The following is a 23,209-nucleotide window of genomic DNA, read 5'->3' on the forward strand; positions in this document are numbered from 1 at the left end:
ATGTGCCCAAGAGATTGTCGTAAATCAACCCGATAGATAAAAGGCACGGCTCATCCCGTGCCTTTTGCGTCGCGCTCTGAGAAAATGCCCGTACTTTTTTTGCGGATGCCGACATGACTGCCCTCAAGAACGACCGTTTCCTTCGTGCCCTGCTCAAGCAGCCCGTAGACGTCACCCCTGTGTGGATGATGCGTCAAGCCGGTCGCTACCTGCCGGAATACCGCGCCAGCCGCGCCCAGGCCGGCGACTTCATGAGCCTGTGCATGAACCCGGAGTTCGCCTGCGAAGTCACCCTGCAGCCGTTGGACCGCTACCCGGAGCTGGATGCGGCCATCCTCTTCTCCGATATCCTCACCATTCCTGATGCCATGGGCCAAGGCCTGTACTTCGAGACCGGCGAAGGCCCGCGTTTCAAGAAAGTCATCAGCACCCTGGCCGACATCGAAGCGCTGCCGATCCCGGACCCGCACAAAGACCTCGGTTACGTGATGGACGCCGTCAGCACCATCCGCCGCGAGCTCAATGGCCGCGTGCCGCTGATCGGCTTCTCCGGCAGCCCCTGGACCCTGGCCACCTACATGGTCGAAGGCGGCTCGTCGAAAGACTTCCGCAAGACCAAGGCCATGCTCTACGACAACCCGCAGGCCATGCACCTGCTGCTGGACAAGCTGGCGCAGTCGGTCACCTCGTACCTCAACGGCCAGATCATGGCCGGCGCGCAAGCGGTGCAGATCTTCGACACCTGGGGCGGCAACCTGTCGGCGGCGGCGTACCAGGAGTTCTCCCTGGCCTACATGCGCAAGATCGTCAGCGGCCTGATCCGCGAACACGAAGGCCGTAAAGTGCCGGTGATCCTGTTCACCAAGGGCGGCGGCCTGTGGCTGGAAAGCATCGCCGATGCCGGCGCGGATGCCCTGGGCCTGGACTGGACCTGCGACATCGGCGACGCCCGCCGTCGCGTCGGCAACCAGGTTGCGCTGCAAGGCAACATGGACCCGACCGTGCTGTACGCCAAGCCAGAAGCCATCTGCACCGAAGTCGGGCGCATCCTGGCCAGCTACGGCAAGGGCAGCGGGCATGTGTTCAACCTGGGTCACGGCATTACGCCGGAAGTGAACCCGGAACATGCCGGCGCGTTCTTGCGCGCGGTGCATGAGTTGTCGGCGCAGTATCACGAGTAACAGCGTCCCCGCCTGAATCGAGCCCCCGTCTGCCCGGCAGGCGGGGGCTCGTTGCGCTTCAGCTCTTGTTAAGTCCTGCCTTGGTAGTCTGTGGTCTTTAGGACTTCTCCTACGGCTGCCGTTGTCCGCCCAAGAAAAAATCCTGCCCAACTTTTCCACTCGCCAGTGATTGGCGTCCGTTGTCAGGTGATCGCTGGATGAATACCGCTGACTATTCAACGTGCCAGAAACTGCTGCATTGGGTTTCGGCCGTCATCATCGTGTGGGCGCTATTGTCAGGTTCTGTCGTGGCGATATTCGCCGTGCCGGCCTCGGTCAAAGCGTGGGTGTTTTTTTTCAATGTGTCATTGACCACCCTGTACATCCCGGTGTTTGTCGTGCGGGTTTATTGCTCCTTTACCCACGGCCTGGATTTTTCCGTCAGGCGTTCACCACGGGAATACCTGGCGCTATGGGTGCATAAGGCCATGTATGTGGTGTTGGCAATGGTGCTGGCAACAGGGGTACTGATGATGGATCGCCCGATCAACCTCTTTAACCTGGTCTCCTTCGCACCGTTTCACAGTGACCCGGCCAGCATCGTCTGGTACTCCCGCGTGCATGTGCTGTCCTGCGTGGCCTTGTTGCTGATGCTGGTGATGCACATCGGCGCCGTGGTTATGCACGAGCGCCGGGGCAAGCGGGTGATGGTGCGGATGTCGTTCTAGGGCGCTGCGCCTCAAGCGGAGGCCAGCGGCGGCAACTTCGCCAACTTCAACGCCACCAGCAACGCGCCGAGCAACAGCGCGACGATAAACCCGCCAATCCCGTTCCACCCGGCCAAATGCCAGAAGAACCCCCCCGTGGTGCCGGCGACGCTTGACCCCGCGTAGTAGCAGAACAGGTACAGCGACGACGCTTGCCCCTTGGCTTTCACCGCGCGACGGCCGATCCAGCTGCTGGCCACCGAGTGCGCGCCGAAGAAGCCGAAGGTGAACACCAGCATGCCGGGTATCACCAGCCACAGCGGAGTGAACAGGGTCAGGCCGATGCCGCCAAGCATCGACACGATGGTGGCCCACAGCACACGGCGGCGGCCGAGGCGGTCGGCCAGCGCGCCGATTTTCGCCGAGCTGTAGATGCCCGAGAGGTACACCAGCGACAGCAGGCCGACCACGGCCTGGCTCAGGTCATACGGGGCGGCCAGCAGGCGATAGCCGATGTAGTTGAACATCGTCACAAACGCGCCCATCAGCAGGAAGGCTTCGAGGAACAACCACGGCAGGCCCGCGTCCTTGAAGTGCATGACGAAGCCGTCCACCAGGCTGCGCGGCTTGAGGCTGCTGGCGCGGAAGTTGCGCGATTCGGGGAGGATTTTCCAGAACACCGTCGCGGCGATCAGGGCCAGGGCGCCGATGATCAGCACGGCGGTGTGCCAGCTGACGAAGTCGATCAATACGCCGATGATCAGGCGCCCGCTCATGCCGCCGATGGCGTTACCGCCGATGTACAGGCCCATGGCCAGGCCAATGTGCTGCGGGTGGATCTCTTCGCTCAGGTAGGTCATCGCCACGGCGGCCAGGCCACTCAGGGACAGCCCCAGCAGCGCGCGCATCAGCAGAATCCCTTCCCAGCTCGGCATCAGGCCGCTGGCGATGGTGGACAGGGCGGCACAGAACAACGCGGCGACCATCACCGGCTTGCGCCCCAGGGTGTCGGAAATCGGCCCGGTGATCAGCAGGCCCAGGGCGAGCATCGCCGTGGACACCGACAGCACCAGGCTGCTTTGCGCCGCGTTGATGGAAAATTCGTGGGACAACGCCGGCATCATCGGCTGCACGCAATACAGCAGGGCAAACGTCGCGAAGCCGCCGCAGAACAGCGCCAGCACGGTCCGCATGAACATCGGTGTGCCTTTTTCGATGTACGTGTCAGTGAGCTGCTCCACCCTCTTATCCAGGGCGGTCGGCGGGACTTCTTGAGCGAATGGAGCGACAGCAGATTTCACGGGGACCTCGGGGAGGAAAAGCCTGCCAGGACCGGCAATGCAAAAAAGAATATAGCTGCCTAATGATTCTTTCCAATATATTGTTCGACCTGTTTGATAGCTTTAACGACCTAATGAGGCTGCTATGGAATTACGTCACCTGCGGTACTTCATCGCCGTCGCCGAAGAGCTGCATTTTGGCCGGGCCGCGCAGGTGCTGGGCATCTCGCAACCGCCTCTGAGCCAGCAGATCCAGGCGCTGGAGCACGAGGTGGGGGCGCGTTTGTTCGAGCGGACCAACCGTCGGGTCGAACTGAGCGAAGCCGGGCGCTTGTTCCTGCACGAGGCGCGACTGGTGCTGGCGCAAGTCGATAAGGCCGCGGATGTGGCACGCCGGGCGCAGTTGGGTGAGCTGGGCGAACTGAAGATCGGCTTCACGTCGTCGGCGCCGTTCAATTCGAGCATCCCCCAGGCGATCTTTGCGTTTCGCCAGGCGTTCCCGGCGGTCCACCTGAGTTTGCAGGAAATGAGCAGCACCGAGGTGGCCGAGTCGCTGGTGGATGAGTCGATCCAGGTCGGCTTGATGCGGCCGCTGCCGTTGCCAGACTCGCTGAGTGTGGTGGAGTTGATGCGCGAACCTCTGGTGGCGGTGCTCAACGCCGATCATCCCTTGGTGCAAGGCAGCGAGCGGGGCTTGCACCTGGCGCAGTTGGCCGAGGAGCCGTTCGTGTTTTTCCCGCGCAGCTACGGCAGCGGTCTCTACGCGCAACTGCTCAACCTGGCCCGCGACGCCGGCTTCAGCCCGCGCTTTGCCCAGGAAGCCGGGGAGGCGATGACGATCATCGGGTTGGTCGCGGCGGGGTTGGGCGTGTCGGTGCTGCCGGCGTCCTACCAGCGCATCCGCATCGATGGCGTGGTCTATCGCACCTTGCTTGACCAGGAGGCGGTGACGGCGGTGTGGCTGGTGCAGCGCAAGGGCGCGCAAACGCCGATGGCGCAGGCGTTCGTGGAGTTGTTGACGCGTAAGGCGGCGGTTCGCAGCGCGCTTGGGGGCGGTGAGTTCAGCTGTGTTTTGCCAGCGCTTGCAGAGCCAGGCAGGACGCGGCGATGACAAGCCCACCGGTTTGTGAAGAGGGCGCCGAACGGCGCCCTTTGTCGTTTCCGGGGTTACTGCATCCCCGCCGAACGCAACCCCGCCATGATGTCCCGATCCAGCATGCTCACCCAACGGTTGTAGTTGCGATGGATCTTGCCGTCCTTGTAGCCCAGGTCGCGGCTGTCGCGGTAAGTGATGGCGTAGCTGTTGCGGGTGTAGCGGATGTCGATGGCGGCGTAGAACTGATTGCGCACGGTGATCTCAGCCTGCACCAGTTGCGGGCTCAGGCGTTGCACGGTCCATTCGCGTTTTTGCAGGGCGGTGACGATCACCTGTTTGACTTGTTCTTCGCTGACCTGGGCACCCGCTGGCAAGTCGTGCTGGGTGTTGAGCACCGGTTTGCTGGTGCAACCGGCGCCGGTCAGCAGGGCCAGGGTGATCAGGGTGGCGCGTAGCAAGGAAGACATTCCGTTTTCTCCAGTCGATGTAAAAAGTCAGGACCAGCGGCGGAAGATCAACGAGGTGTTGACGCCGCCGAAGGCAAAATTGTTGTTCATCACGTAGTCGTGGTGCATCTCGCGAAACTCACCTTGCAGGTAATCCAGCTCGCCGCACTGCGGGTCGACGGAATCCAGGTTGAAGGTGTGTACGTACTGGTCGCGGTTCATCATCTCGATGCTGAACCACGACTCCAGCGCCCCGCACGCGCCCAGGGTGTGGCCGAGGAAGCTCTTCTGCGAGCTGATGGGCATGCGGCTGCCGAACAGGCTGTTGGTGGCCAGGGTTTCGGCGATGTCGCCCTGGTCGGTGGCGGTGCCATGGCCGTTCACGTAGCCGATGACCGAGGGCTCGAGCCCGGCGTCTTCCAGGGCCAGCTCCATGGCGCGGCGCATGGTTTTCTGTTCCGGGCGCGTGGTGTGCTGGCCGTCGGCGTTGCTGCCGAAACCGACAATTTCGGCGTGGATATGCGCGCCACGGGCCAGGGCGTGTTCCAGTTCTTCGAGCACCAGCATGCCGCCGCCTTCGCCGATCACCAGGCCGTCGCGGCCGCTGTCGTAGGGGCGCGGGCTGGTCTGTGGCGCATCGTTCTTCAGGCTGGTGGCGTAGAGCGCGTCAAACACCATGGCTTCGGTGGGGCACAGCTCTTCGGCGCCGCCGGCGAGCATCAGCGGCAGGCGTCCGAACTTGATCGCCTCATAGGCGTAGCCGATGCCCTGGCTGCCGCTGGTGCAAGCGCTGGACGTGGGAATCAAGCGCCCGGTGAGGCCAAAGAAGATGCTGATATTCGCCGCCGTGGTGTGGGGCATCATGCGGACATAGGAGTTGGCGTTCAGCCCCTCGGCCACCGAGTTGAGCAGCATGTTGCCGAACGCCTTGATCTCGTCGGTGCTGCCGGTGGACGAGCCGCAGGCCACGCCCATGCGCCCGTCCTTGATCGACTCGTCACCGAGCAAGCCGGCGTCTTTCAGCGCCTGCTCCGCCGCCCACACCGCCAGGCGCGATACGCGGCCCATGCTGCGCAGTTGCTTGCGGGTCCAGTGCGCGGGCACGACGAAGTCGTCGATCGGCCCGGCCAGGCGCGTGTTCAACTCGCTGAAACGGTCCCACTCGTCCATGCGCCGGATGCCGCTGCGGTTGGCGCGAAAGTTGGCGGCGATGGTGTTCCAGTCGCTGCCCAGGGAGGTGATGCCGGCCATGCCGGTTACGACCACGCGCTTCATCAACACAGACCTCCGTTCACGGCCAAGACCTGGCGGGTGATATAGCCGGCTTCGGCCGACATCAGGAAATTCACCGCGCCGGCCACTTCTTCCGGCGTGCCCATGCGCTGCGCCGGGATCATTTTCATCAGCTCTTCGACCGGCACGTTTTCATCGAGCATCGCAGTGTCGATCAGGCCCGGTGCGACGCAGTTGACGGTGATCTTGCGCTTGCCCAGCTCGATAGCCAGGGCCTTGGCCGCGCCGATCAGGCCGGCCTTGGAGGCGCTGTAGTTGACCTGGCCGCGATTGCCGATCAGCCCGGACACCGAGGTGATGCACACGATACGCCCGGCCGCGCGACGACGGATCATCGGCATCATCACCGGGTGCAGCACGTTGTAGAAACCGTCGAGGTTGGTACGCATCACCACGTCCCAGTCGTCTTCCGACAAGGCCGGGAACGCGCCGTCGCGGGTCAGGCCGGCGTTGAGCACCACGCCGTAATACGCGCCGTGTTGTTCCACGTCGGCTTCGAGGATTGCCTTGCACTCGGCCCGCTCGGAAACGTCGAATTGCAGCACCCGCGCCTTGCGGCCCAGGGCTTCGATCTCGACCTGCACCGCGTCGGCTTCTGCTCGACCGCTGCGGCAATGCAACACGATGTCGTGCCCGGCCTGCGCCAGGCGCAGGGCAATGGCGCGGCCGATGCCACGGCTGGAGCCGGTGACCAGTACGGATTCAGTCATGGCGTTTCGTCCTTCGATTCATCTAAATAGGTGGCCGCCTGGGGCGGTCGAAATACGTTCAAGCGGGCACTGGCATGGATACCGTCGCCGGTCAGGTGGCATTCGAACACACCCATGCCGTTGTCGTCTTCCAGGGAGCGCAGGCCGTGGATGGTCAACTCGGCACCGGCCGGGAAGTGCTCCACGTTGCACTCGAACTTACGCGTGCCCAACAGGAAGCCCAGCTCCACCGCCTGGCCGTTCTGGCGCGCGCGGCAACCGGCATAGGCGGCGACGCTTTGCGCCATCAGCTCGATGCCGACCCAGGCCGGCAGGCTGCCGTCGGGGCGGTTGAACAAGCCACCGGGCTTGACGGTGAGGCGAGTGTGAATCTGCTCTTCGTCGAACGACAGCACCTGGTCGATCAGGATCATGTCGCCCGCGTGGGGCAGCAGTGCGGCGAGTGGCCAATCGATCATGGGGCCTCTGCGATAATCAGGCTGACATTATTGCCGCCGAAGGCAAACGAGTTGCTCATCAGGCAGCGTTTTTTCAAGGTGTCACCTCGGCGTGCCCACTGCAAGGCAGGCAGCGCCGGGTCGGCCTGGCCGTCCCATACGTGGGGCGGCAGCCGGCCGTGGGCCAGGCTCAGCCAGCAGAACGCTGCTTCCAGTGCGCCGGCTGCGCCCAGGGTGTGGCCGCTCATCGGTTTGGTCGATGAACAGGCCACGCCGTCGGGGAACAGGTTGGCGACGGCCAGGCTTTCCATGGCGTCGTTGTGTTGGGTGGCGGTGCCGTGCAGGTTCAGGTAGCCGATCTGCTCCGGCTTCAAGCGCGCGCTGGCCAGGGCCTTGCGCATCGCCAGCAACGCGCCTTTGCCAGTGGGCTCCGGCGCGGAAATATGGTGTGCATCGCAACTCGCGCCGCTGCCCAGCAGCGCGATGGGGGCGGGCTCGCGAGTCATCAAAAACAACACCGCCGCTTCGCCGATGTTGATGCCGTTGCGGTTCACCGAAAACGGGTTGCAACGCTCGCTCGAGACCGCCTCCAGCGCGGTAAAGCCGTTAAGCGTCAGCTTGCACAGGCTGTCGACGCCGCCGCAGATCACTGCATCGCACAGGCCCAGCTCCAGCAGGCGCCGGGCACTCATCAAGGCGCGGGCGCTGGAGGTGCAGGCGGTGGAAATCACATAGGCCGGGCCGCTCAGTTGCAGCCAGTCGGCGAGGAAGTTCGCCGGGGCGCTGAGTTCCTGTTGCTGGTAGTCGTAGTCGTCGGGGAACCGGTGATCGCTCAGGTAACGGGCAATGCCGCGACTGGCTTCGTCGATGCCCGAGGTGCTGGTGCCGAGCACAATGCCGACCCGCGCCGCGCCGTAGCGTTGGATCGCCTGGCGGATCTCGCCGTCGATCTGCAACGCGGCTTCGAGCAGCAACTGGTTATTGCGGCTGCTTTGCTGGCCCAGCTCGGGCGGGATGGTCGCCAGTGCGCCCGATACGCCGGCAACCGGCAACACGCGCTCCGGCACCCAGTCGCTTTCGGCGCGCATGCCGGAGCAGTCGCCGGCAAACAGGCTGCGGCTGACGTCGGCCTGGCCGCGCCCGAGAGCGCAGATCACGCCGAGGGCATTCAGATACGCGGTCATCGCGCCATTCCCAGCGGAGTGATGCGATAGCTCAGCGGTTGCCCGCGCATGTTCACGCTGAACACCTCGGATGACTGATAGACGATTTGCCAATGGCCCGGCAGGGTGCGTGTCAGGTCCATCGCTTGGGCGTTCGGGTACAGCGCGCGGAGGTCATCCGCCGAAGTCAGTGCAAACAGCAACGCGGCGAACAGCTCGCGCGCCTGGGGATTGGGCGGCAGCAACCCGTCGGCCTGCCACTGGCCGTCGATCAGCTTCTGCCGGGCCTGGGGGATGCCCAGCGGGTCCATCATCGACCAGCGGATCGCGCTGCCTTCGCGCTGGATCACCAGCAACCAGTCCTGGCTCTGGCCGTCCGCCAGGCGCTGCACGTGCAGTTGCATCGGCAAGGCCAGGGCCGGGTTTTTTGCCGGCAAGGGCGGTTGGCTGGCGCAGGCGCTCAGCAGCAACAGGCAGCCGATCAGCAGCGCACGGATCATGGTGCCGCGCTCGCCAGCGGTTTGCGCGCCACGCAGTTGACCAGGGTTTCTTCGCGCTGGCCCACCGGCGGAGCCTTGCGCAGGCCCCAGCGTTCCAGCAGGCCGAAATCGCTGGCCCGGCTCCACCACAGGTATGGGTAGGAGACGTTCTGCGCGCCGAATTCAAAGCCCTGCTCGTGCAGCATCTGCAGGTACTCTTCGGCGCTTTTCTGCACCTGCATGGGGTGGCGGAACAGCCAGCGAATCACCCAGGTGTCGATATAGGCTTCGGTGGACTCGGCAAACAGCAGATAGCCGCCGGGCTTGAGTACCCGGTAGAACTCTTTCAACGCACGATGCTGCTCAACCAGATGATGGAAGGTCTGGTGGCAGAACAGGATATCGACGCTGGCGTCGGCGACGTCGAGGGTGGCGCAGTCGCTGCCGATCAGCTCGACGTCCAGCCCTTGGTGCGCGGCTTCCGCCTTGCTCAGCTCAAGGCTGTGCGGGTCGGCGTCCAGCCCGATCAGGCGGGACGGCGCAAACACTTGCTGCAACAGCTTGAAGGATTTGCCCTGGCCGCAGCCGGCGTCCAGCAGTACCGGCGCCACCGGCAACGGTTCGCTGAACAGGCTGCGCAGGTCGTTGATCGCCACGCGCAACACATGGTGCTGCCAGGTGTGGCTGCGCAGGAACCAGAAGCCGAACTTGGTTTCTTCGACGTAGTTCTTACTCAAGTACTGACTGCTCACACGGCATCCCCTGCACAAATTTCCGACAACATCCGCAACCGCCGCTTGGGCTCGCTGACAAACGGGTTGCGCTCGTCCCAGGCGTAGCCGGCGAGGATCGAACTGATCATCCGGCGAATCTCCGGCGAGCTGCCGGCGTGAAAAATAACATCCTGGAACGTCCCGGCGTACCAGCCTTCGACGTAGCAGCGGAAGGTGTCGACGCCGCGCTTCAACGGCTCGGCAAACTCGCGCTGCCAGTCCACGGTTTCGCCGTTGAGCTGACGATGCAGCACGCCCGCGGCCATGCTCGCCGAACGCATGGCGATGGTCACGCCGGAGGAGAACACCGGGTCGAGGAATTCTGCGGCATTGCCCAGCAGCGCGAAGCCCGGGCCGTGCAAGGTTTTGACGTTGGCCGAGTAGCCGCCGATGGTACGCGCGGGGGTGTCCCATACGGCGTTCTGCAGCACGCTGCTGAGGCTTGGGGTTTCGTCGATGAACCCGCGCAGGCACGCGTCCAGGTCGTTGTCGCGGCCGGCAAAATGTTCCTTGGCCGCCACTACGCCCACGGAGCAACGGCCGTTGCTGAACGGGATGGTCCAGAACCAGATGTCGCGCTGGGTCGGGTGGGTCGTCACAAGGATCTTGGTGCGGTCGAAGCCTGGGTGTTCGATGCGGTCCTCGACATGGCTGAACACCGCCTGGCGCAACGGGAAATCCGACGGCGCTTCCAGGTCCAGCAGGCGCGGCAGGACGCGGCCGTAGCCGCTGGCGTCGAGCACGAACTTGGCTTTGATGTGGTACTCGCTGCCGTTCTCCCGGCGCACATGCAGGTAGTGGGTTTCACCGCTGAAATCCACGCCGACGATGGTTTCGCCGTAACGGATGTCGACGCCTTGCAGCGCCGCCTGATCGGCCAGCAACTTGTCGAACTCGCCGCGCTGCACCTGGAAGGTGGTCGGCTTGCCGTGGCTGAACGTATCGCCGAAATCAAACGCACTGTAGCGCTCGCCCCAGGCGAATGCAGCACCGGTTTTCACCTGGAAACCCGCCGCCTGCACGGCGTCGAGCATGCCGGCCTCTTCGATAAAGTCGATGCAGTGCGACAGCAGGCTTTCACCGATCGAAAAGCGTGGGAAATGCTGGCGCTCGATAATCAATACATCATGCCCTTTACGCTTTAACAGCGCTGCAGCGATGGCACCGGACGGGCCGGCACCGATCACCACCACCTGGCGACGTTCCATTTCAACTATGGGCACGAGGGCTCCTTGCCGCTTTGGCGATAATCACATTCATGAGGCGTGCTTCTGTCGGCCGGCCCAGGGCGCCAGCATAAAGCTGAAGGCCAGGCCCAGGCTGACCGACAGGCCGAAATTACTCACCGCGGGTGTACTCGACAGCGCCAGCAGGCCGAACGACAACCAGGTCGTCAGTGCCGCCAGCAGTGTTCCTAATAGGCTGACCGCAGGCCCGCCGATCTGTTCACGCATCAGGATCGCGTAGTCGACGCTGATGGCGGTGACCAGCAGCAGGCCGAACAGGCTGAACAGCGTCAGCGGCTGGCCCAGCCAACCGAGGCTGGCCAGGCTGCACAGCGCGGCCAGCAACGGCAGGGCGACGATGCGCAGCGCGCCGCCAAAGCCGAAGGGCACGATCAGCAACAGCACGATCAGCCCGCACGACATCAACTTCAATTCAGCCGCGCTGATCTGTGTGGCGGCGAACACCCGGTTCAACTCCCCCAGGCGATCCACCAGTTGCACCCCCGGCAAATCCGCGGCCTGCACCTGCAGCAGCGCCGGGTCGCTCAAGCCTTGCAGGCTGATCATGGCTGCCACACCGCCGTCGACCGGGCCCAGCCACAGCGTGCGCCAGGGTTCGGCCAGCGGCCCGAGCAGTGCAGCGTCGATGTCTTGGGTGGGCAGCGCTTGCAGTTGAGCGACTTCGGCTTGCAGCGCGCCGACGGGCACGCCGAGGTCGAGCAGCGGTTGCCAGTGCGCGGGAAGTGCATTCAGCGCCTCGCGCAGCTGTTGTTGCTCGGCGGGCAGGTTGACCAGCTGGTTCAGCGCCAGATAACCCTGGAGTTTGTCCATATTCACCAGCTGTTCCAGGCGCTGGCCCAGGGCGGCCTGGCGTTCCAGCAACTGCTGCTGATTGTCGGCGCGCACCAGGAAGAACTGGCTGGTGGGTTGGAACCCGGTGATCCGCGCCACGGCCTGGGCTTCCTGCAGCAATTGCGGCGGGGCGCCGATCCACTGGCGCAGATCGTTTTTACTGTTCAACTGCCACAAGCCGCCGGCGCAAAACAGCAGCACCCACACCAGCAGCACGGCGCTCGGCACGCGCTTGATCAACCCGGAACGCATCAGCCACAGGCGCTCGGCGATGTGCAACGGCCATTGCGCCGGGCGCAGGTCGACACCCTTGAGCAGCGCCGGCAACAGGCACACGGCCGACAGGTACGCACCGACCAGGCCGGCAGCGGAGAATACGGCGATCTGGGTCAGCGCCGGGAACGGCGTCCAGGCCAGCGCCAGGTAACCGATGCAACTGGTCGCCAGGCTCAGGCTCAGGCCCGGCAGGGTCAGGCGCAACGCCGGCCAACTGCGCCACGGCTGCAGGCTCCAGCTTTTCGACAAATAGTGCAGCGGGTAGTCCACTGCCACGCCGATCAGGCTGGAGCCGAGCACCAGTGTCATCACATGCATATGCCCGAACAGCGCCACACAGGCCACTGCGCCGAACAGCATGCCCACCAGCACCGGCACGAAGGCCAGCAGCACGCGCCAGCGGCGGAACGCCAGGAGCAACAGCAGCAGAATGCCGAGGGTGGCGCCGCCGCCGACCCAGGTGATTTCGCGGCTGGCTTGCTGTTGCCCGCTGGCAGCGTAGAGCAAACCGCTGGCCGCGAGCAGTTGCGCGCCGTGCTCGGTGGCTTGGGCGCGACTGGCCTGGAGCAGGTCCGCGACCTGCAGCGGCAGTTTCATATCGAAGGCATTGCCGGTGGTGCGCGCACGCAGCAGCACCCAACTCTTGCCGTCGGCATCGGCAATCAATGCGCCGCTGCCGATATCCAATTGCACCGCGCCGCTCTGCGGCTGGCTGTTCTGAATGCGTCCGGTCAGGCCCAGCCAGTCGTCCTGGCTCGGCACCAGGCTGAACCCGGTGAACGGGTCGAACAGCGCTTGCACACGCTGCTGGATGAAGGCGTCGGGGTGGTCGATCAGTTGCTCGCGGTCCTTGGCCGCGAGCATCGACAAACGCCCGCGCAACAATTGCGCGCGCAGTGCCGGCAGGTCGGCTTGCAGGTTCCATTGAACCTTTTCAAACAGGCCGCTGGCTTGCCAGCGCGCGCCCAGTTGCTCGGCCACGTTGACCGCTTGCTGGCGGTCGGCGTGCCCCACGAGGACCAGGATTTCGCGGTTCAACGGTTCCTGCATGCGCTGTTCGGCTTGCAGTTCGAGGGCGTCCGGCGTGTTGCCCGGCACCAGTTCCATCAGGTTGGCCGACAACGGCGCGCCATGGCGCCATTGCCAGCCGGCCAGGGCCAGCACGGCCACCAGCAGGATCAGGAACAGGCGCGGCAATAAACGCTCACTGGGCAAAGTCGTGTTGCTCCGCATCGCTCAGAGGAAGGTCGGCGCTGCTGTCCTGCATGCGCAGCACGGTGCTGTCGCCCTGGGTTTCCAGCAGTTCGATGCTGTGGACCAGCGTGCCGCCGTCGATATTGATCTGCTTGAACACTTGCTTGAGCAGCAGCGAGCGCGGGGTCAGTGTCAGTTTCCACTGTTCGGCTTCACCCTGCAGTTGCAGGTCGAAGTCACGCTGCAAGCCGCTGCTGTCGCCCTGCAGCACGGCGAGGAACAGGCGGTTCTGCTCGGCCCCGGCGCTCTTGTTCGGCAGCGTCTGCCAGCCATTGGCGTCACGCCGCGCAATGCCTTGGGTACTGATGCGGTAATCCTGTTGCAGCGGGGTTTTGAGCAGCCACAGCAGGCCGTGGTCTTTGGCCAGGACGAAGGTGCCTTTGCTGACCAAGGGCTGCGGCAGGGCGCGCAGGTGTTTTTCCTGGATGAAGCTGCCGTGGATCACGCTGGGTTTGGCCAACTGATCGCTCAGTTGCTGTAAGTCGAACCCATGGGCCGCCGCCGAAAAACCAAACAACGCGAACACTGTAGGAGCGAGCTTGCTCGCGAAAAACCTGAGGGCACCGCGGGGTGTCAGGTGGCCAGCGTTATCGTTGACGATCTTCGCGAGCAAGCTCGCTCCTACAGGGGTCAGCATTTCAGGGCCCTTTCGATCGCGTCGATGAAGACGGTAGGGGACGCCAGTTGCATCTCGCGGCTGGCGATTTGTACCGCTACTTGTACCGTGCTGGCACGGGTCAGGCGTTCGCCGCTGGTACGGTCGGTGATCAGGTAGTTGACCTTCAAACGGTTCTCCCACTCCACCAGGCTGGCGCGCACGTTGAGCGTCTGGCCGAAGGTGGCGCCGCGCACATAGCGCAGTTGCATGTCGATCACCGGCCAGGCGTAGCCCGACTCGAGCATCGCTGCGTAGTTATGGCCGATCTTGTCGAGCAGGGCGCAGCGGGCGATTTCCAGGTACTTCACGTAGTGCCCGTGCCAGACCACGTTCATGGTGTCGATGTCGAAAAACGGCACGAGGATTTCCGTGTCGCAATGCAGTACGCCCGGGCTACGCATGCAGCCTCCAGTGTTGCTCGGCGATGCGTTGCAGGCACAGGCGCAGCTCGCCTTCGAGGGCGCGGTCTTCGATCACCGGCGGGAAGTCCTTGGCCAGTTCGCTGTGCATCGCTGCCAACGCCGGCGGCAACGGGCGCGCCTCGGCGGCCTGGGCGCGCAGCCACACGCCCTGGTTGGCGGCGAGCAGGGTGGCGGCGGCGACCTGTTCGGTCAGCTCCAGCACACGGATCGCATCGCGGGCGGCGATGGTGCCCATGCTCACTTTGTCCTGGTTGTGGCACTCGGTGGAGCGTGAAAACACGCTGGCCGGCATGGTGTTCTTCAGCGCTTCGGCGGTCCAGGCGCTGGTGCCGATCTGCACTGCCTTGAAGCCGTGGTTGATCATCGCGCGGTCGGCCGGGGCGCCGGACAGGTTGCTCGGCAGGCCGTGGTTGTAACGCACGTCCACCAGCAGGGCGAGCTGGCGGTCGAGCAGGTCGGCGACGTTGGCCACCAGGGTCTTGAGGCTGTCCATGGCGAAGGCGATGTGCCCGCCGTAGAAGTGCCCGCCGTGCAGCACGCGCTCTGCTTCGGCGTCGATGATCGGGTTGTCGTTGGCGCTGTTGAGTTCGATCTCGATGAACGAGCGCAGCCAGTTCAGGCTGTCGGCCAGCACGCCGAGAACATGGGGCGCGCAACGCAGCGAGTAGCGGTCCTGCAAACGGTGCAGCGGCGCAGTCGGCGCATCGATGGCCAGGTCCTGGCGCAACCACGCGGCGACTTGCATCTGCCCAGGGTGCGGCTTGGCGGCGAACAGGCGCTCGTCGAAGTGTTCCGGGTTGCCTTGCAGTGCCACCACGTTCAGCGCGGTGATGCGCGTGGCCAATTGCAGCAGGTAATCGGCGCGGGCGAAGGCCAGGCAGGCGAGGCCGGTCATCACGGCGGTGCCGTTCATCAGTGCGAGGGCTTCCTTGGGCCGCAGGACCAGCGGCTCCCAGCCCAGTTCGCGGTGGACGTCGATGGCCTGGCGGCGTTCGCCACGGAACAGCACGTCGCGTTCGCCGGAGAGCGTCGCGGCCACGTAGGACAGCGGCGTCAGGTCGCCGCTGGCGCCCACCGAGCCTTCTTCCGGGATCAGCGGCAGCACGTCGTGTTCGAGGAACGCGTGCAGGCGTTCGAGCAGTTCCACGCGCACCCCGGACACGCCGTGGCACAGCGACTGCAAACGCGCCGCGAGCACGGCGCGGGTGGCTTGCGCGTCGAGCAACTTGCCCAGGCCGCAACCGTGGAAGGTGTACAGGTGCCGCGGCAGGGCTTCGACGTGCTGCAACGGCACCGCCACCACGCACGAGTCGCCATAGCCGGTGGTCACGCCGTAGATCACGCCTTCCTTGTCCAGCAGCGAGTCGAGGAACTGCGCGCCCTTGGCGATGCGCTGGCGATACGCGGCATCATCCTGCAAGTGCGTGGGCGCCTGACGATTGGCCAGGGCCAATACGTCTTCAATGCGCAAAGCGCGTTCGCCAAACGTTACCGGCTCAAGATGCGTCGTCATCGGTCCTCCAGAAAGGGTAAAAGTTGAACCATTGTTGGGGCGCTTCCAGGCAGAACTGGCCCAGGCGTGCGGCGTAGCGCGCGGTCCACAGGGCGATGACCTGCTCGCGGGTGCTGCGTTTCCATTCGATCAGTTGGGCAAACGGTTCGATGCTCAGGCGATAGCGGCCCTGGTGCTTGAGGCACATCAGCAGGTTGACCGGGCATTTCAGCAGGCCGGCCAGCAGCCACGGGCCCTGGGGGAAGGCGGCGTCATGGCCGAGGAAGTCCACGCGCACCGTGCGCCCGCCGTGCAGTGGCACGCGGTCGCCGGCAATCGCCAGCCATTCGCCGTCGTCCAGGCGCTGGCTGAGCAGCAGCATGGTCGCCGGGTCCAGCTCGCTGACTTGGATCAGGCGCAAATGGGTCGCGCCGGCTTCGCCCAGCAGGCGGTTGAAGCGTTCGGCGTGCTTGGTGTGGACCAGCACATTCATGGTGACTTTTTCGCCGATCTCCGCGAGCGCGCGGCACACTTCGAGGTTGCCCAGGTGCGCGCCCACCAGCATCTGCCCGCGTTCGCCGCGCAGTTGCCCACGCAATTGCGCCGGGTCGTGGATTTCGATCTGCTCGATGCGCAGCTTGCCGTTCCACACGTCGAGCTTGTCCAGCAGCGCATCGGCAAATGCCATGAACTGGCCGAAGACTTTGCGCCGGGTCGGGCGCAGCTCATCGCGGCCGCTCCATTGCGCCAGACGCTGCTGGTATTGCCAGGTGCTCTGGCGCGCGGTACGGCCGAACAGGAAGAAGTACAGCACGATGCCGTACAGCAGCGGGCTCAACAGCCGGCGCCCGAGCAGCCTGGCGGCGACTGCGGTGAGTTTCATCAACCAGAAACTGCCACGCTCTTCGCGGTCGGCCCAGTGTTTGCTGCTGTCGCTCATGCCTGCCACCGTCGCCACAGAATCATCGGTGCGCGCACCAACATGCCGAAGAACAGCCGAGTGTGCATGGCCGAGATACGCACGTTGTCGCGGAACAGGCGGAAGTGCGACAGGCCGTCGGCGGGGTAATGCACCTTTGTCGGCAGCCAGCGCATCGGCTGGTTGCGCCAGGCCAGGCGCACCAGGATGTCCGAGTCGAAATCCATGTGGGTGCCGATGTAGGCCGAGTCCATCAGCGCCAGGGTCGGCCCCAGCGGGTACACGCGAAAGCCGCACATCGAATCGCGAATCTGCAGCGACAGGGTGTTGATCCACACCCACACGTGGGTCAGGTAGCGTGCGTACAGGCGGCCCTTGGGCACGCTGTCGTCGTATTCGGGGTAGCCGCAGATCACCGCCGTGGGGTGTCGGCGCGAGGTGTCGATGAAGCTCTCGACTTCGCGCAGGTCATGTTGGCCGTCGGCGTCCACTTGCAGGGCATGGGTGAAGCCCAGGCGCGCCGCTTCGCGAAAGCCGGCCATCACCGCGCTGCCCTTGCCTTGGTTGTTCGGCAGGGTGAGCAGGCTGACGTTGTCGAGGGTCGCCAATTGCGCCAGCACCGCCGCGCACGCCGGGCTGCTGCCATCGTCCACCAACAGGCATGGCAGGCCGCTGTCGAGCAGGCTGTGGACCACGGCCGGCACGGCGGTTTCATGGTTGTAGACCGGGATCAGGGCGCAGGGGTTATGCATGCGCAGGCTCCAGTTGAATCCGGCCACTGGAGCAGGCTGCGACGCCGTTGCGGTAGGCGAAATACAGCTTGCTGCGTTGCGCGTCGAAGCGCAGGTGCAGTTCGACGTGGTCGCCGGGGCGCACCAGTTGCTGGAACTTGAGCACTTCCATGCCGGCAAAGGTCGCCGGCAGGTCGAGCAGTTGCTGGCCGAGATTGAACGCCCACTCGACCTGCACCACGCCCGGCAGCACCGGCGTCACCGGGAAGTGGCCGCTGAAGTAGGCCAGGTCCGGCGGGATGCTCAGTTGCAAGGTCCATTCGCCATCGGCTTCGACTTGCTCCAGCACCTCCGGGGCTTTCGGCCGGGGCGCCAGCAGCAGCGCTTCGATCTCGGCCTGGGGCAGCTTGCCTTGGCTGTTCAGCGGCAACTGTCGCAGTAAACGCCAGCGACGCGGCAAGGCCAGGGCTTCGCAGTGCTGGCTCAAGTGTTGGCGCAGGGTTTGCGTGACGGTACGCCGGCCCTGGTTGCGCAGGGCATGCAGGCCGTCGGCGCTCAGCACCACGAGGGCGCCGAGGCTGGCGCGGTTTTCCTGGACCACGCCCAGGCGCGTTTCGGCGACCCAGGGGTGCGCCATCAGGGCCTGTTCGAGCATGGGCAGGGAGATACGTTTTTCTTCCAGTTTGACGATGCGATCCAGGCGCCCGAGCAGCTCGAAGCGGCCGTCGGCATGCAGGCGGGCGGCGTCGGCGGTCTGTTCGATATGCCCGGCGGGCAGGTACGGCGAGGCAATGCGCAGGGCACCGTCGGCGTCCTGGCTCAGTTCTACCCCGGCGAACGGCTGCCACGGCTGCGCGCCTTGGCGCCAGGCAATGCCGCCGGTTTCCGAGCTGCCGAGGATTTCCGTCGGCCATTGCTGCAAGCGTTCGTACAGGCTGGCGGCCGCGTCGATGGGCAGGGCGCCGCCGGAGGAGAACACCCGGGACACTCGGCTCAGGGCCGGCCAGTCGAGGTTGTCGCCCATCCGCTTGAGCAGCGCCGGGCTGGCGACCCAGGCGAACCGTGGGTGCTCGCGGCTGGCGCGCTGCAAATCCTCCGGGAAGGCCAGCTGGCGGCGCACGAAGCTGCGGCCGGCGCACAACGGCCACAGCACGCGGAACAACAAGCCGTAGATGTGTTGGGTGGCGACGCTGCCGATGATGCAGGCGTCGTTGAGGTCCGCGCCCCACAGCGTTTCCAGGGCCTGCACCTCGTTGGCCAGCTGGCGCAGGGTCTTGTCGATGCGCTTGGGTTCGCCGCTGGAGCCGGAGGTACACAGGCTCAATTGGCACGCATCCAGGTCGAGGGCGGCCGGGCTCAACGGCGCCTGATACAACGCGTCCAGGTCCGCGGCGTCGGTCAGCCAGGTGTCGACGGCGTCGGCCCAGCGTTGGCGAGTCTGCGGTTGCAGGTCGGCGGGCAGCAACACGCCGACCCCGGCGCGCCAGGCCCCCAGCAGGGCGATCGCCAGCAGGCCGGCGTCTTCCAGATGCACCGCCACGCGCTGGATACCGCGCGCGTGCAGGCCTGCCGCCAGGCGCAGGGATTGCTCCCACAGCTGGGCGTGATTCATCGCAGGCTCGGTGGTGACCAAGCGCTGTTCCAACGGCTCAAGCAGCAGGTGCTCAAGTTTCAACCCATTCATACGCGGCCTCGAACCCTTTGTCGTACCAGCCATTCCACGGCAAACAACAGCCCCATCAGCCCGTAGGCGATCAGGCCGTTGTACAACGTCCACCAGCTCAGCGGCGCCCACAGGGTGAGGGCGGCGGCCAGCAGGCCATTACACAGAAAAAACACGCTCCACACCACGGTGACCTGGCGCGTATACACAATGGCTTTCGGCGGCAGTTGCGGGTCGGTCATGCGTGCCAGACGCTCGACCATCGGCGGGCCGTATTTCAGGCTCAGGCCGAACAGCGCCAACATGAACGCGCTGACCAGGCTCGGGTACCAGCGCAGCAGGTGCGGGTTGTCGAACCAGGCCAGGGCCAAGCAGAACAGGATGATCGCCACCGCCATCCAGCGGCTGCCGGGGCGCCGCGCACCCGTGAGCGCACGCAGCAACCACAGGCTGCCGAGCAGCAGGCCGAATTGCCACGGTGCAAAGTGCTCGGTGCCGTAATACACCGCGAAAGGGTACAGCAACCCCGCCAGCAACAGGCCAAGGCCGATCAGCCGGCTCATGCGGCCGGTTGGACCAGACGGTACACCGCCTCAACCACGTCGTTCACGGTACGCACAGCCTTGAACTCTTCGGCGGCGATTTTTTTGCCGGTCTGGCGTTTGATGTGGTCGATCAGGTCCACGGCGTCGATGCTGTCGATTTCCAGGTCCTGGTACAGGTTGGCTTCGAGGGTGATGCGTTCAGGTTCCAGTTCAAACAGTTCCACCAAGGCAGCGCGCAGGGTGTTGAAAATATCGTCACGAGTTTGCATGGTACGGTCTCAAGCTGCCTGTTTGGCCGTGACGAACGCCGCAAGGCTGGCCACGTTGGTGAAGTGATTGCGGGTGTCCTTGGCGTCGGCATCGATCTTGAAGCCGTACTTTTTCTGGATCGCCAGGCCCAGTTCCAGGGCGTCGACTGAGTCCAGGCCGAGGCCTTCGCCGAACAGGGTTTGGTCGCTGTTGATGTCGTCGACGCTGATGTCTTCCAGGCCCAGGGCCTCGATGATCAGCGTCTTTATGTCGTGCTCAAGGCTGTTTGAGTTGCTCATCTTCGGCGAGCTCCTTAATAAAATAGTGATGCAGGTAATCGTTGAGCTTGCGTGAGGCCTGGGGCGCGGGGCCGAGTGCGGCGAACGCTTGTGGTTCTATATCGGCACCCACCCGTAAACTGAAGTGAAAGCGGCGTTTGGGAATGCGATACCAGGGTTCGGCCTTGGTCAGGGTGGTCGGGCTGACCTTGATTACCACGGGGGTGATGATTGTCGCACCACGCAACGCAATCGCGGCGCCGCCGCGATGAAAGGCAGGCGCCGCGCCGGGTGTGGTGCGGGTGCCTTCTGGAAATATGATCAGGGTCTGACCTTCGCGCAGCGCATCGGCGGCGGCGTCGAGCATGTCCGCGCTGCCGTCATTGCTGATGTAGCCGGCATCGCGCACCGGCCCACGGGTGAACGGGTTTTGAAACAGGCTCTGCTTGACCACGCAGTTGGTCTGGCGCATCAGGCCGATCAGGAACACCACGTCGATCAGTGACGGGTGGTTGGCGACGATCATCTGGCCGGGGCGTCCGAGTTTGTCGGCGCCGTCGACGCTGAACGTGAGAATGCCCAGGCGCTGCATCCACCGAATGAACAACCAGAACAGGCGACTGATGGTATGCCGCGCGCGCCGTTGGTGCTGCTTGGCAGTCCCCGGCAGGCAATTGAGCAACGGAAACACCAGTAAGCGCAGGCACAGCCCGCCGACGCCAAACAGCGCGAAGCTGGCGGCGGTGGCGAACAGGCGCCAGTAGTAGGCGTCCCGTGGCTTGTCGTTCAGGGCTTGCGTTGCCAGTTCCATACGCGGTTCTTCCAGGCGTGTTGGCAGGCGCCCTGTTCGGTCAACAGGGTGCGTAGCAGGTTCAGGGCATGAGGCCACTGGGTGTGAGTGTGTTGGACAGTGCCGGTGCGCAGTTCCAGTTGCCACTCGTCGCCCGGCGTCAGTAACAGGCCGAGGGCGTAGGGGAAGGGCACGTCGTGGATCCAGTTGGCGTAGGCCTCGGGTGGCTGTTCCTCGCTGATCACCAGCAATACCGCCGGGGCGCCTTCGTTGAGCAGGGCCGCTGCTTCGAGCATGCCGTGTTCCAGGCCATCGCCGGCGGCGGCGAGGGCGGTCATTTCGCTGGTTTCATTGCGCAGGATCGACCACAGACCAATCACCGCGTTATGCACCGACAGGCTGAACTGAGTCGGCGACAACGGCTGGTCGTTGGCCAGGTCGCTGAGGATGTCGAGGGTGCGCGGGGTTTCGCCGTGGCGGGAAACGAACACCAGCGGCAGGTCTTGCAGGCCCTCGGCCAGCGGCCAGCCCACGCTGAAAGCCATGCGCGCCAGACGGCTCAGGCGGCGGCGCTGCATGGCCGGTAAAAACGAGACGTCGGGGGAGGCTTCGCTGGCGGGTAGCAACACTGGCGCCTGGCACCAGGCGCGCCAGTCGTCCGCACTTTCGAGGCCCGGAGCCCAGGCGCGCCATTGGCTGATATTGAAATTGATCACTGAGAAGGTATCCCGCCCCTGCGGGCTTCCATGCGCGGCCACTGGCCCCGAATACCGGGACAGGGAGCAGCAGCCGAATGGCGCGCATTATCCCGGTGCTGTGGGGTTCTAGCAAACTTTGGTAAATATTTGTTCACGGCCGATTACAATTTGCTGGGGAAGATTTACAGATTGTCCTTCACTGAGAACCGAGCTGGATTGTCGGACTGTTCCTTTTCATTTGTACGTTAGATGCTAGCCCGGACCATTAATGCAGCAGTGCATGGATGAACGAGGTAGCTAACCGGCGCTTTTGCCCTCTACACTCGGGCATTCATTGGTACACGGAGGTTTTTCCATGCGGCGCGTGGTGTTCAATCAAAAAGGCGGGGTTGGCAAGTCCAGCATCGCCTGCAACCTGGCGGCGGTCAGCGCCAGTGAAGGTTACCGAACCCTGTTGGTGGACCTCGATGCACAAGCCAACTCTACTCAGTACCTCACCGGGCTGACCGGCGACGATATACCGATGGGTATTGCCGAGTTTTTCAAGCAAACCCTGTCTTCCGGGCCGTTCGCCAAGAAAAACCGGGTGGATATCTACGAAACGCCCTTCGACAACCTGCACGTGATCACCGCCACCGCTGAGCTGGCGGACTTGCAGCCCAAGCTCGAAGCCAAGCACAAGATCAACAAGCTGCGAAAGCTGCTGGATGAGCTGAGCGAAGACTACGACCGGATTTACCTGGATACCCCGCCAGCGTTGAATTTTTATGCGGTTTCGGCGCTGATTGCTGCTGATCGTGTGTTGATCCCCTTCGATTGCGACAGTTTCTCGCGCCAGGCGCTGTATGGCCTGCTGGCGGAAATCGAAGAATTGAAGGAAGACCACAACGAAGGCCTGGAAGTCGAAGGCATCGTGGTCAACCAGTTCCAGGCGCGGGCGAGCTTACCGCAGCAGATGCTCGATGAGTTGATTGCCGAAGGCTTGCCGGTGCTGCCGGTGTACCTGGCGAGTTCGGTACGCATGCGTGAGTCGCACCAGCAGAACAAACCGCTGATCCACCTGGACCCACGGCACAAGCTGACGCAGCAGTTTGTGGAGTTGCATAACCTGCTGGAAAACGCCTGACCTAAAGCACCACACTGGCCTGCGTTGTGCTCAAGGTCGAGTTACACCCCTTGGCTACGCAACCAGCTCATCAACTGCGGCAACGGAAACGCCCCACTCTGGCGCGCCACTTCACGGCCGTTCTTGAACAGAATCAAGCTGGGAATCGAGCGAATCCCCAACTGCGCCGACAACTGCTGATTGGCCTCGCTGTCCAGCTTGGCCAACCGGCACTTGCCTTCCAACTGCGCAGCGGCCTGCTCGAAGATGGGCGCGAACGACTTGCACGGCCCGCACCAATCGGCCCACACATCCACCAGCAACGGCAGGTCGCCCTTGATCTGGCTGGCGTAGTCGCCCTGTTTCAGTTCAAAAGGTTTGTTCAGCAGCACCGGCTGCTTGCAGCGCCCGCACTTCGGCGCATCGCCCAGGCGTTCGCCGGGGATGCGATTGAGGCCGTTACAGTGCGGGCAGGGAATGACGAGAGGGTTGGACATGGTGGCGCTC

Annotated in this window: 26 protein-coding genes; 4 read left to right on the forward strand and 22 right to left on the reverse strand. The window is 64.2% G+C overall.

The window, feature by feature from the left end:
• The first annotated feature begins 113 nt into the window (after positions 1-113).
• Both hemE and PverR02_RS02240 read left to right on the forward strand, forming a co-directional pair.
• Entirely contained in the window at positions 114-1,181 is a 1,068-nt protein-coding gene (gene hemE / locus PverR02_RS02235) for a uroporphyrinogen decarboxylase (RefSeq protein WP_017849853.1), read from the forward strand.
• Between the two features lie 197 nt (positions 1,182-1,378).
• Positions 1,379-1,888 carry a cytochrome b/b6 domain-containing protein gene (locus PverR02_RS02240; protein WP_017849852.1) on the forward strand — a complete coding sequence of 170 codons (510 nt, stop codon included), beginning with the start codon at positions 1,379-1,381 and terminating at the stop codon, positions 1,886-1,888.
• 11 nt (positions 1,889-1,899) lie between these two features.
• On the opposite strand, the gene PverR02_RS02245 is transcribed toward PverR02_RS02240, so the two are convergent.
• The gene (locus tag PverR02_RS02245) at positions 1,900-3,168 is read right to left on the reverse strand and encodes an MFS transporter (protein ID WP_079442686.1); all 1,269 of its coding nucleotides are present in this window, start codon (positions 3,166-3,168) and stop codon (positions 1,900-1,902) included.
• A 124-nt stretch (positions 3,169-3,292) separates the two neighbouring features.
• Here PverR02_RS02245 and PverR02_RS02250 point away from each other — a divergent pair, with 124 nt between their 5' ends.
• A complete protein-coding gene (locus PverR02_RS02250; protein WP_079442687.1) occupies positions 3,293-4,258 on the forward strand; it encodes a LysR family transcriptional regulator in 966 nt (321 codons plus the stop codon).
• A 56-nt stretch (positions 4,259-4,314) separates the two neighbouring features.
• Here PverR02_RS02250 and PverR02_RS02255 read toward each other — a convergent pair whose 3' ends face one another.
• From PverR02_RS02255 to PverR02_RS02350, 20 genes are read right to left on the reverse strand one after another with little or no spacing between them, the layout of a single operon-like run.
• Positions 4,315-4,710, reverse strand: coding sequence for a hypothetical protein (locus PverR02_RS02255; protein WP_017849849.1), 396 nt, complete (start codon positions 4,708-4,710; stop codon positions 4,315-4,317).
• A 27-nt stretch (positions 4,711-4,737) separates the two neighbouring features.
• A complete protein-coding gene (locus PverR02_RS02260) occupies positions 4,738-5,964 on the reverse strand; it encodes a beta-ketoacyl-ACP synthase (RefSeq protein WP_046384962.1) in 1,227 nt (408 codons plus the stop codon).
• Positions 5,964-6,692, reverse strand: a complete 729-nt coding sequence (gene fabG, locus PverR02_RS02265; RefSeq protein ID WP_057003639.1) for a 3-oxoacyl-ACP reductase FabG — start codon at positions 6,690-6,692, stop codon at positions 5,964-5,966. Before fabG ends, PverR02_RS02260 begins: the two co-directional genes overlap by 1 nt.
• Positions 6,689-7,150: an ApeP family dehydratase gene (locus PverR02_RS02270; protein WP_017849846.1), complete on the reverse strand. Its 462-nt coding sequence runs from the start codon at positions 7,148-7,150 to the stop codon at positions 6,689-6,691. The genes fabG and PverR02_RS02270 overlap by 4 nt, the downstream gene beginning before the upstream one ends.
• Positions 7,147-8,313 (reverse strand): beta-ketoacyl-[acyl-carrier-protein] synthase family protein, encoded by a 1,167-nt coding sequence (locus tag PverR02_RS02275; protein WP_079442688.1) that lies wholly within the window; start codon positions 8,311-8,313, stop codon positions 7,147-7,149. The genes PverR02_RS02270 and PverR02_RS02275 overlap by 4 nt, the downstream gene beginning before the upstream one ends.
• On the reverse strand, positions 8,310-8,792 hold the full coding sequence (locus PverR02_RS02280; protein ID WP_079442689.1) for a hypothetical protein: 483 nt from the start codon (positions 8,790-8,792) through the stop codon (positions 8,310-8,312). The genes PverR02_RS02275 and PverR02_RS02280 overlap by 4 nt, the downstream gene beginning before the upstream one ends.
• Positions 8,789-9,523: a class I SAM-dependent methyltransferase gene (locus PverR02_RS02285; protein ID WP_017849843.1), complete on the reverse strand. Its 735-nt coding sequence runs from the start codon at positions 9,521-9,523 to the stop codon at positions 8,789-8,791. Before PverR02_RS02285 ends, PverR02_RS02280 begins: the two co-directional genes overlap by 4 nt.
• On the reverse strand, positions 9,520-10,767 hold the full coding sequence (locus PverR02_RS02290; RefSeq protein ID WP_026140390.1) for an NAD(P)/FAD-dependent oxidoreductase: 1,248 nt from the start codon (positions 10,765-10,767) through the stop codon (positions 9,520-9,522). The genes PverR02_RS02285 and PverR02_RS02290 overlap by 4 nt, the downstream gene beginning before the upstream one ends.
• 33 nt (positions 10,768-10,800) lie before the next feature.
• Positions 10,801-13,131, reverse strand: coding sequence for an MMPL family transporter (locus PverR02_RS02295; RefSeq protein WP_079442690.1), 2,331 nt, complete (start codon positions 13,129-13,131; stop codon positions 10,801-10,803).
• Positions 13,103-13,789, reverse strand: a complete 687-nt coding sequence (locus PverR02_RS02300) for an outer membrane lipoprotein carrier protein LolA (RefSeq protein ID WP_079442691.1) — start codon at positions 13,787-13,789, stop codon at positions 13,103-13,105. Before PverR02_RS02300 ends, PverR02_RS02295 begins: the two co-directional genes overlap by 29 nt.
• Positions 13,783-14,211, reverse strand: a complete 429-nt coding sequence (locus PverR02_RS02305; RefSeq protein WP_079442692.1) for an acyl-CoA thioesterase — start codon at positions 14,209-14,211, stop codon at positions 13,783-13,785. The genes PverR02_RS02300 and PverR02_RS02305 overlap by 7 nt, the downstream gene beginning before the upstream one ends.
• A complete protein-coding gene (locus tag PverR02_RS02310) occupies positions 14,204-15,745 on the reverse strand; it encodes an HAL/PAL/TAL family ammonia-lyase (RefSeq protein WP_079442693.1) in 1,542 nt (513 codons plus the stop codon). Before PverR02_RS02310 ends, PverR02_RS02305 begins: the two co-directional genes overlap by 8 nt.
• A complete protein-coding gene (locus PverR02_RS02315) occupies positions 15,729-16,664 on the reverse strand; it encodes an LpxL/LpxP family acyltransferase (protein ID WP_079442694.1) in 936 nt (311 codons plus the stop codon). Before PverR02_RS02315 ends, PverR02_RS02310 begins: the two co-directional genes overlap by 17 nt.
• Positions 16,661-17,395, reverse strand: coding sequence for a glycosyltransferase family 2 protein (locus PverR02_RS02320; protein WP_079442695.1), 735 nt, complete (start codon positions 17,393-17,395; stop codon positions 16,661-16,663). The genes PverR02_RS02315 and PverR02_RS02320 overlap by 4 nt, the downstream gene beginning before the upstream one ends.
• Complete coding sequence (locus PverR02_RS02325; RefSeq protein WP_079442696.1) at positions 17,388-19,058, reverse strand: acyl-CoA synthetase family protein; 1,671 nt, start codon at positions 19,056-19,058, stop codon at positions 17,388-17,390. Before PverR02_RS02325 ends, PverR02_RS02320 begins: the two co-directional genes overlap by 8 nt.
• Positions 19,055-19,600 (reverse strand): COG4648 family protein, encoded by a 546-nt coding sequence (locus PverR02_RS02330; protein WP_017849834.1) that lies wholly within the window; start codon positions 19,598-19,600, stop codon positions 19,055-19,057. Before PverR02_RS02330 ends, PverR02_RS02325 begins: the two co-directional genes overlap by 4 nt.
• A complete protein-coding gene (locus PverR02_RS02335) occupies positions 19,597-19,851 on the reverse strand; it encodes an acyl carrier protein (protein ID WP_017849833.1) in 255 nt (84 codons plus the stop codon). The genes PverR02_RS02330 and PverR02_RS02335 overlap by 4 nt, the downstream gene beginning before the upstream one ends.
• Positions 19,852-19,860: 9 nt before the next feature.
• The gene (locus PverR02_RS02340) at positions 19,861-20,130 is read right to left on the reverse strand and encodes a phosphopantetheine-binding protein (RefSeq protein ID WP_046384951.1); all 270 of its coding nucleotides are present in this window, start codon (positions 20,128-20,130) and stop codon (positions 19,861-19,863) included.
• Positions 20,108-20,920 carry a lysophospholipid acyltransferase family protein gene (locus tag PverR02_RS02345; RefSeq protein WP_017849831.1) on the reverse strand — a complete coding sequence of 271 codons (813 nt, stop codon included), beginning with the start codon at positions 20,918-20,920 and terminating at the stop codon, positions 20,108-20,110. The genes PverR02_RS02340 and PverR02_RS02345 overlap by 23 nt, the downstream gene beginning before the upstream one ends.
• Positions 20,896-21,615 carry a beta-ketoacyl synthase chain length factor gene (locus PverR02_RS02350; protein ID WP_046384950.1) on the reverse strand — a complete coding sequence of 240 codons (720 nt, stop codon included), beginning with the start codon at positions 21,613-21,615 and terminating at the stop codon, positions 20,896-20,898. Before PverR02_RS02350 ends, PverR02_RS02345 begins: the two co-directional genes overlap by 25 nt.
• Before the next feature lie 337 nt (positions 21,616-21,952).
• On the opposite strand from PverR02_RS02350, the gene PverR02_RS02355 reads away from it, so the two are divergent.
• Entirely contained in the window at positions 21,953-22,723 is a 771-nt protein-coding gene (locus PverR02_RS02355) for a ParA family protein (protein WP_017849829.1), read from the forward strand.
• Positions 22,724-22,764: 41 nt separating this feature from the next.
• Here PverR02_RS02355 and trxC read toward each other — a convergent pair whose 3' ends face one another.
• Positions 22,765-23,199: a thioredoxin TrxC gene (trxC, locus tag PverR02_RS02360; protein ID WP_017849828.1), complete on the reverse strand. Its 435-nt coding sequence runs from the start codon at positions 23,197-23,199 to the stop codon at positions 22,765-22,767.
• Between the last annotated feature and the right edge of the window lie 10 nt (positions 23,200-23,209).

Source organism: Pseudomonas veronii (genome assembly GCF_002028325.1).
Taxonomy (GTDB): Bacteria; Pseudomonadota; Gammaproteobacteria; order Pseudomonadales; family Pseudomonadaceae; genus Aquipseudomonas; species Aquipseudomonas veronii.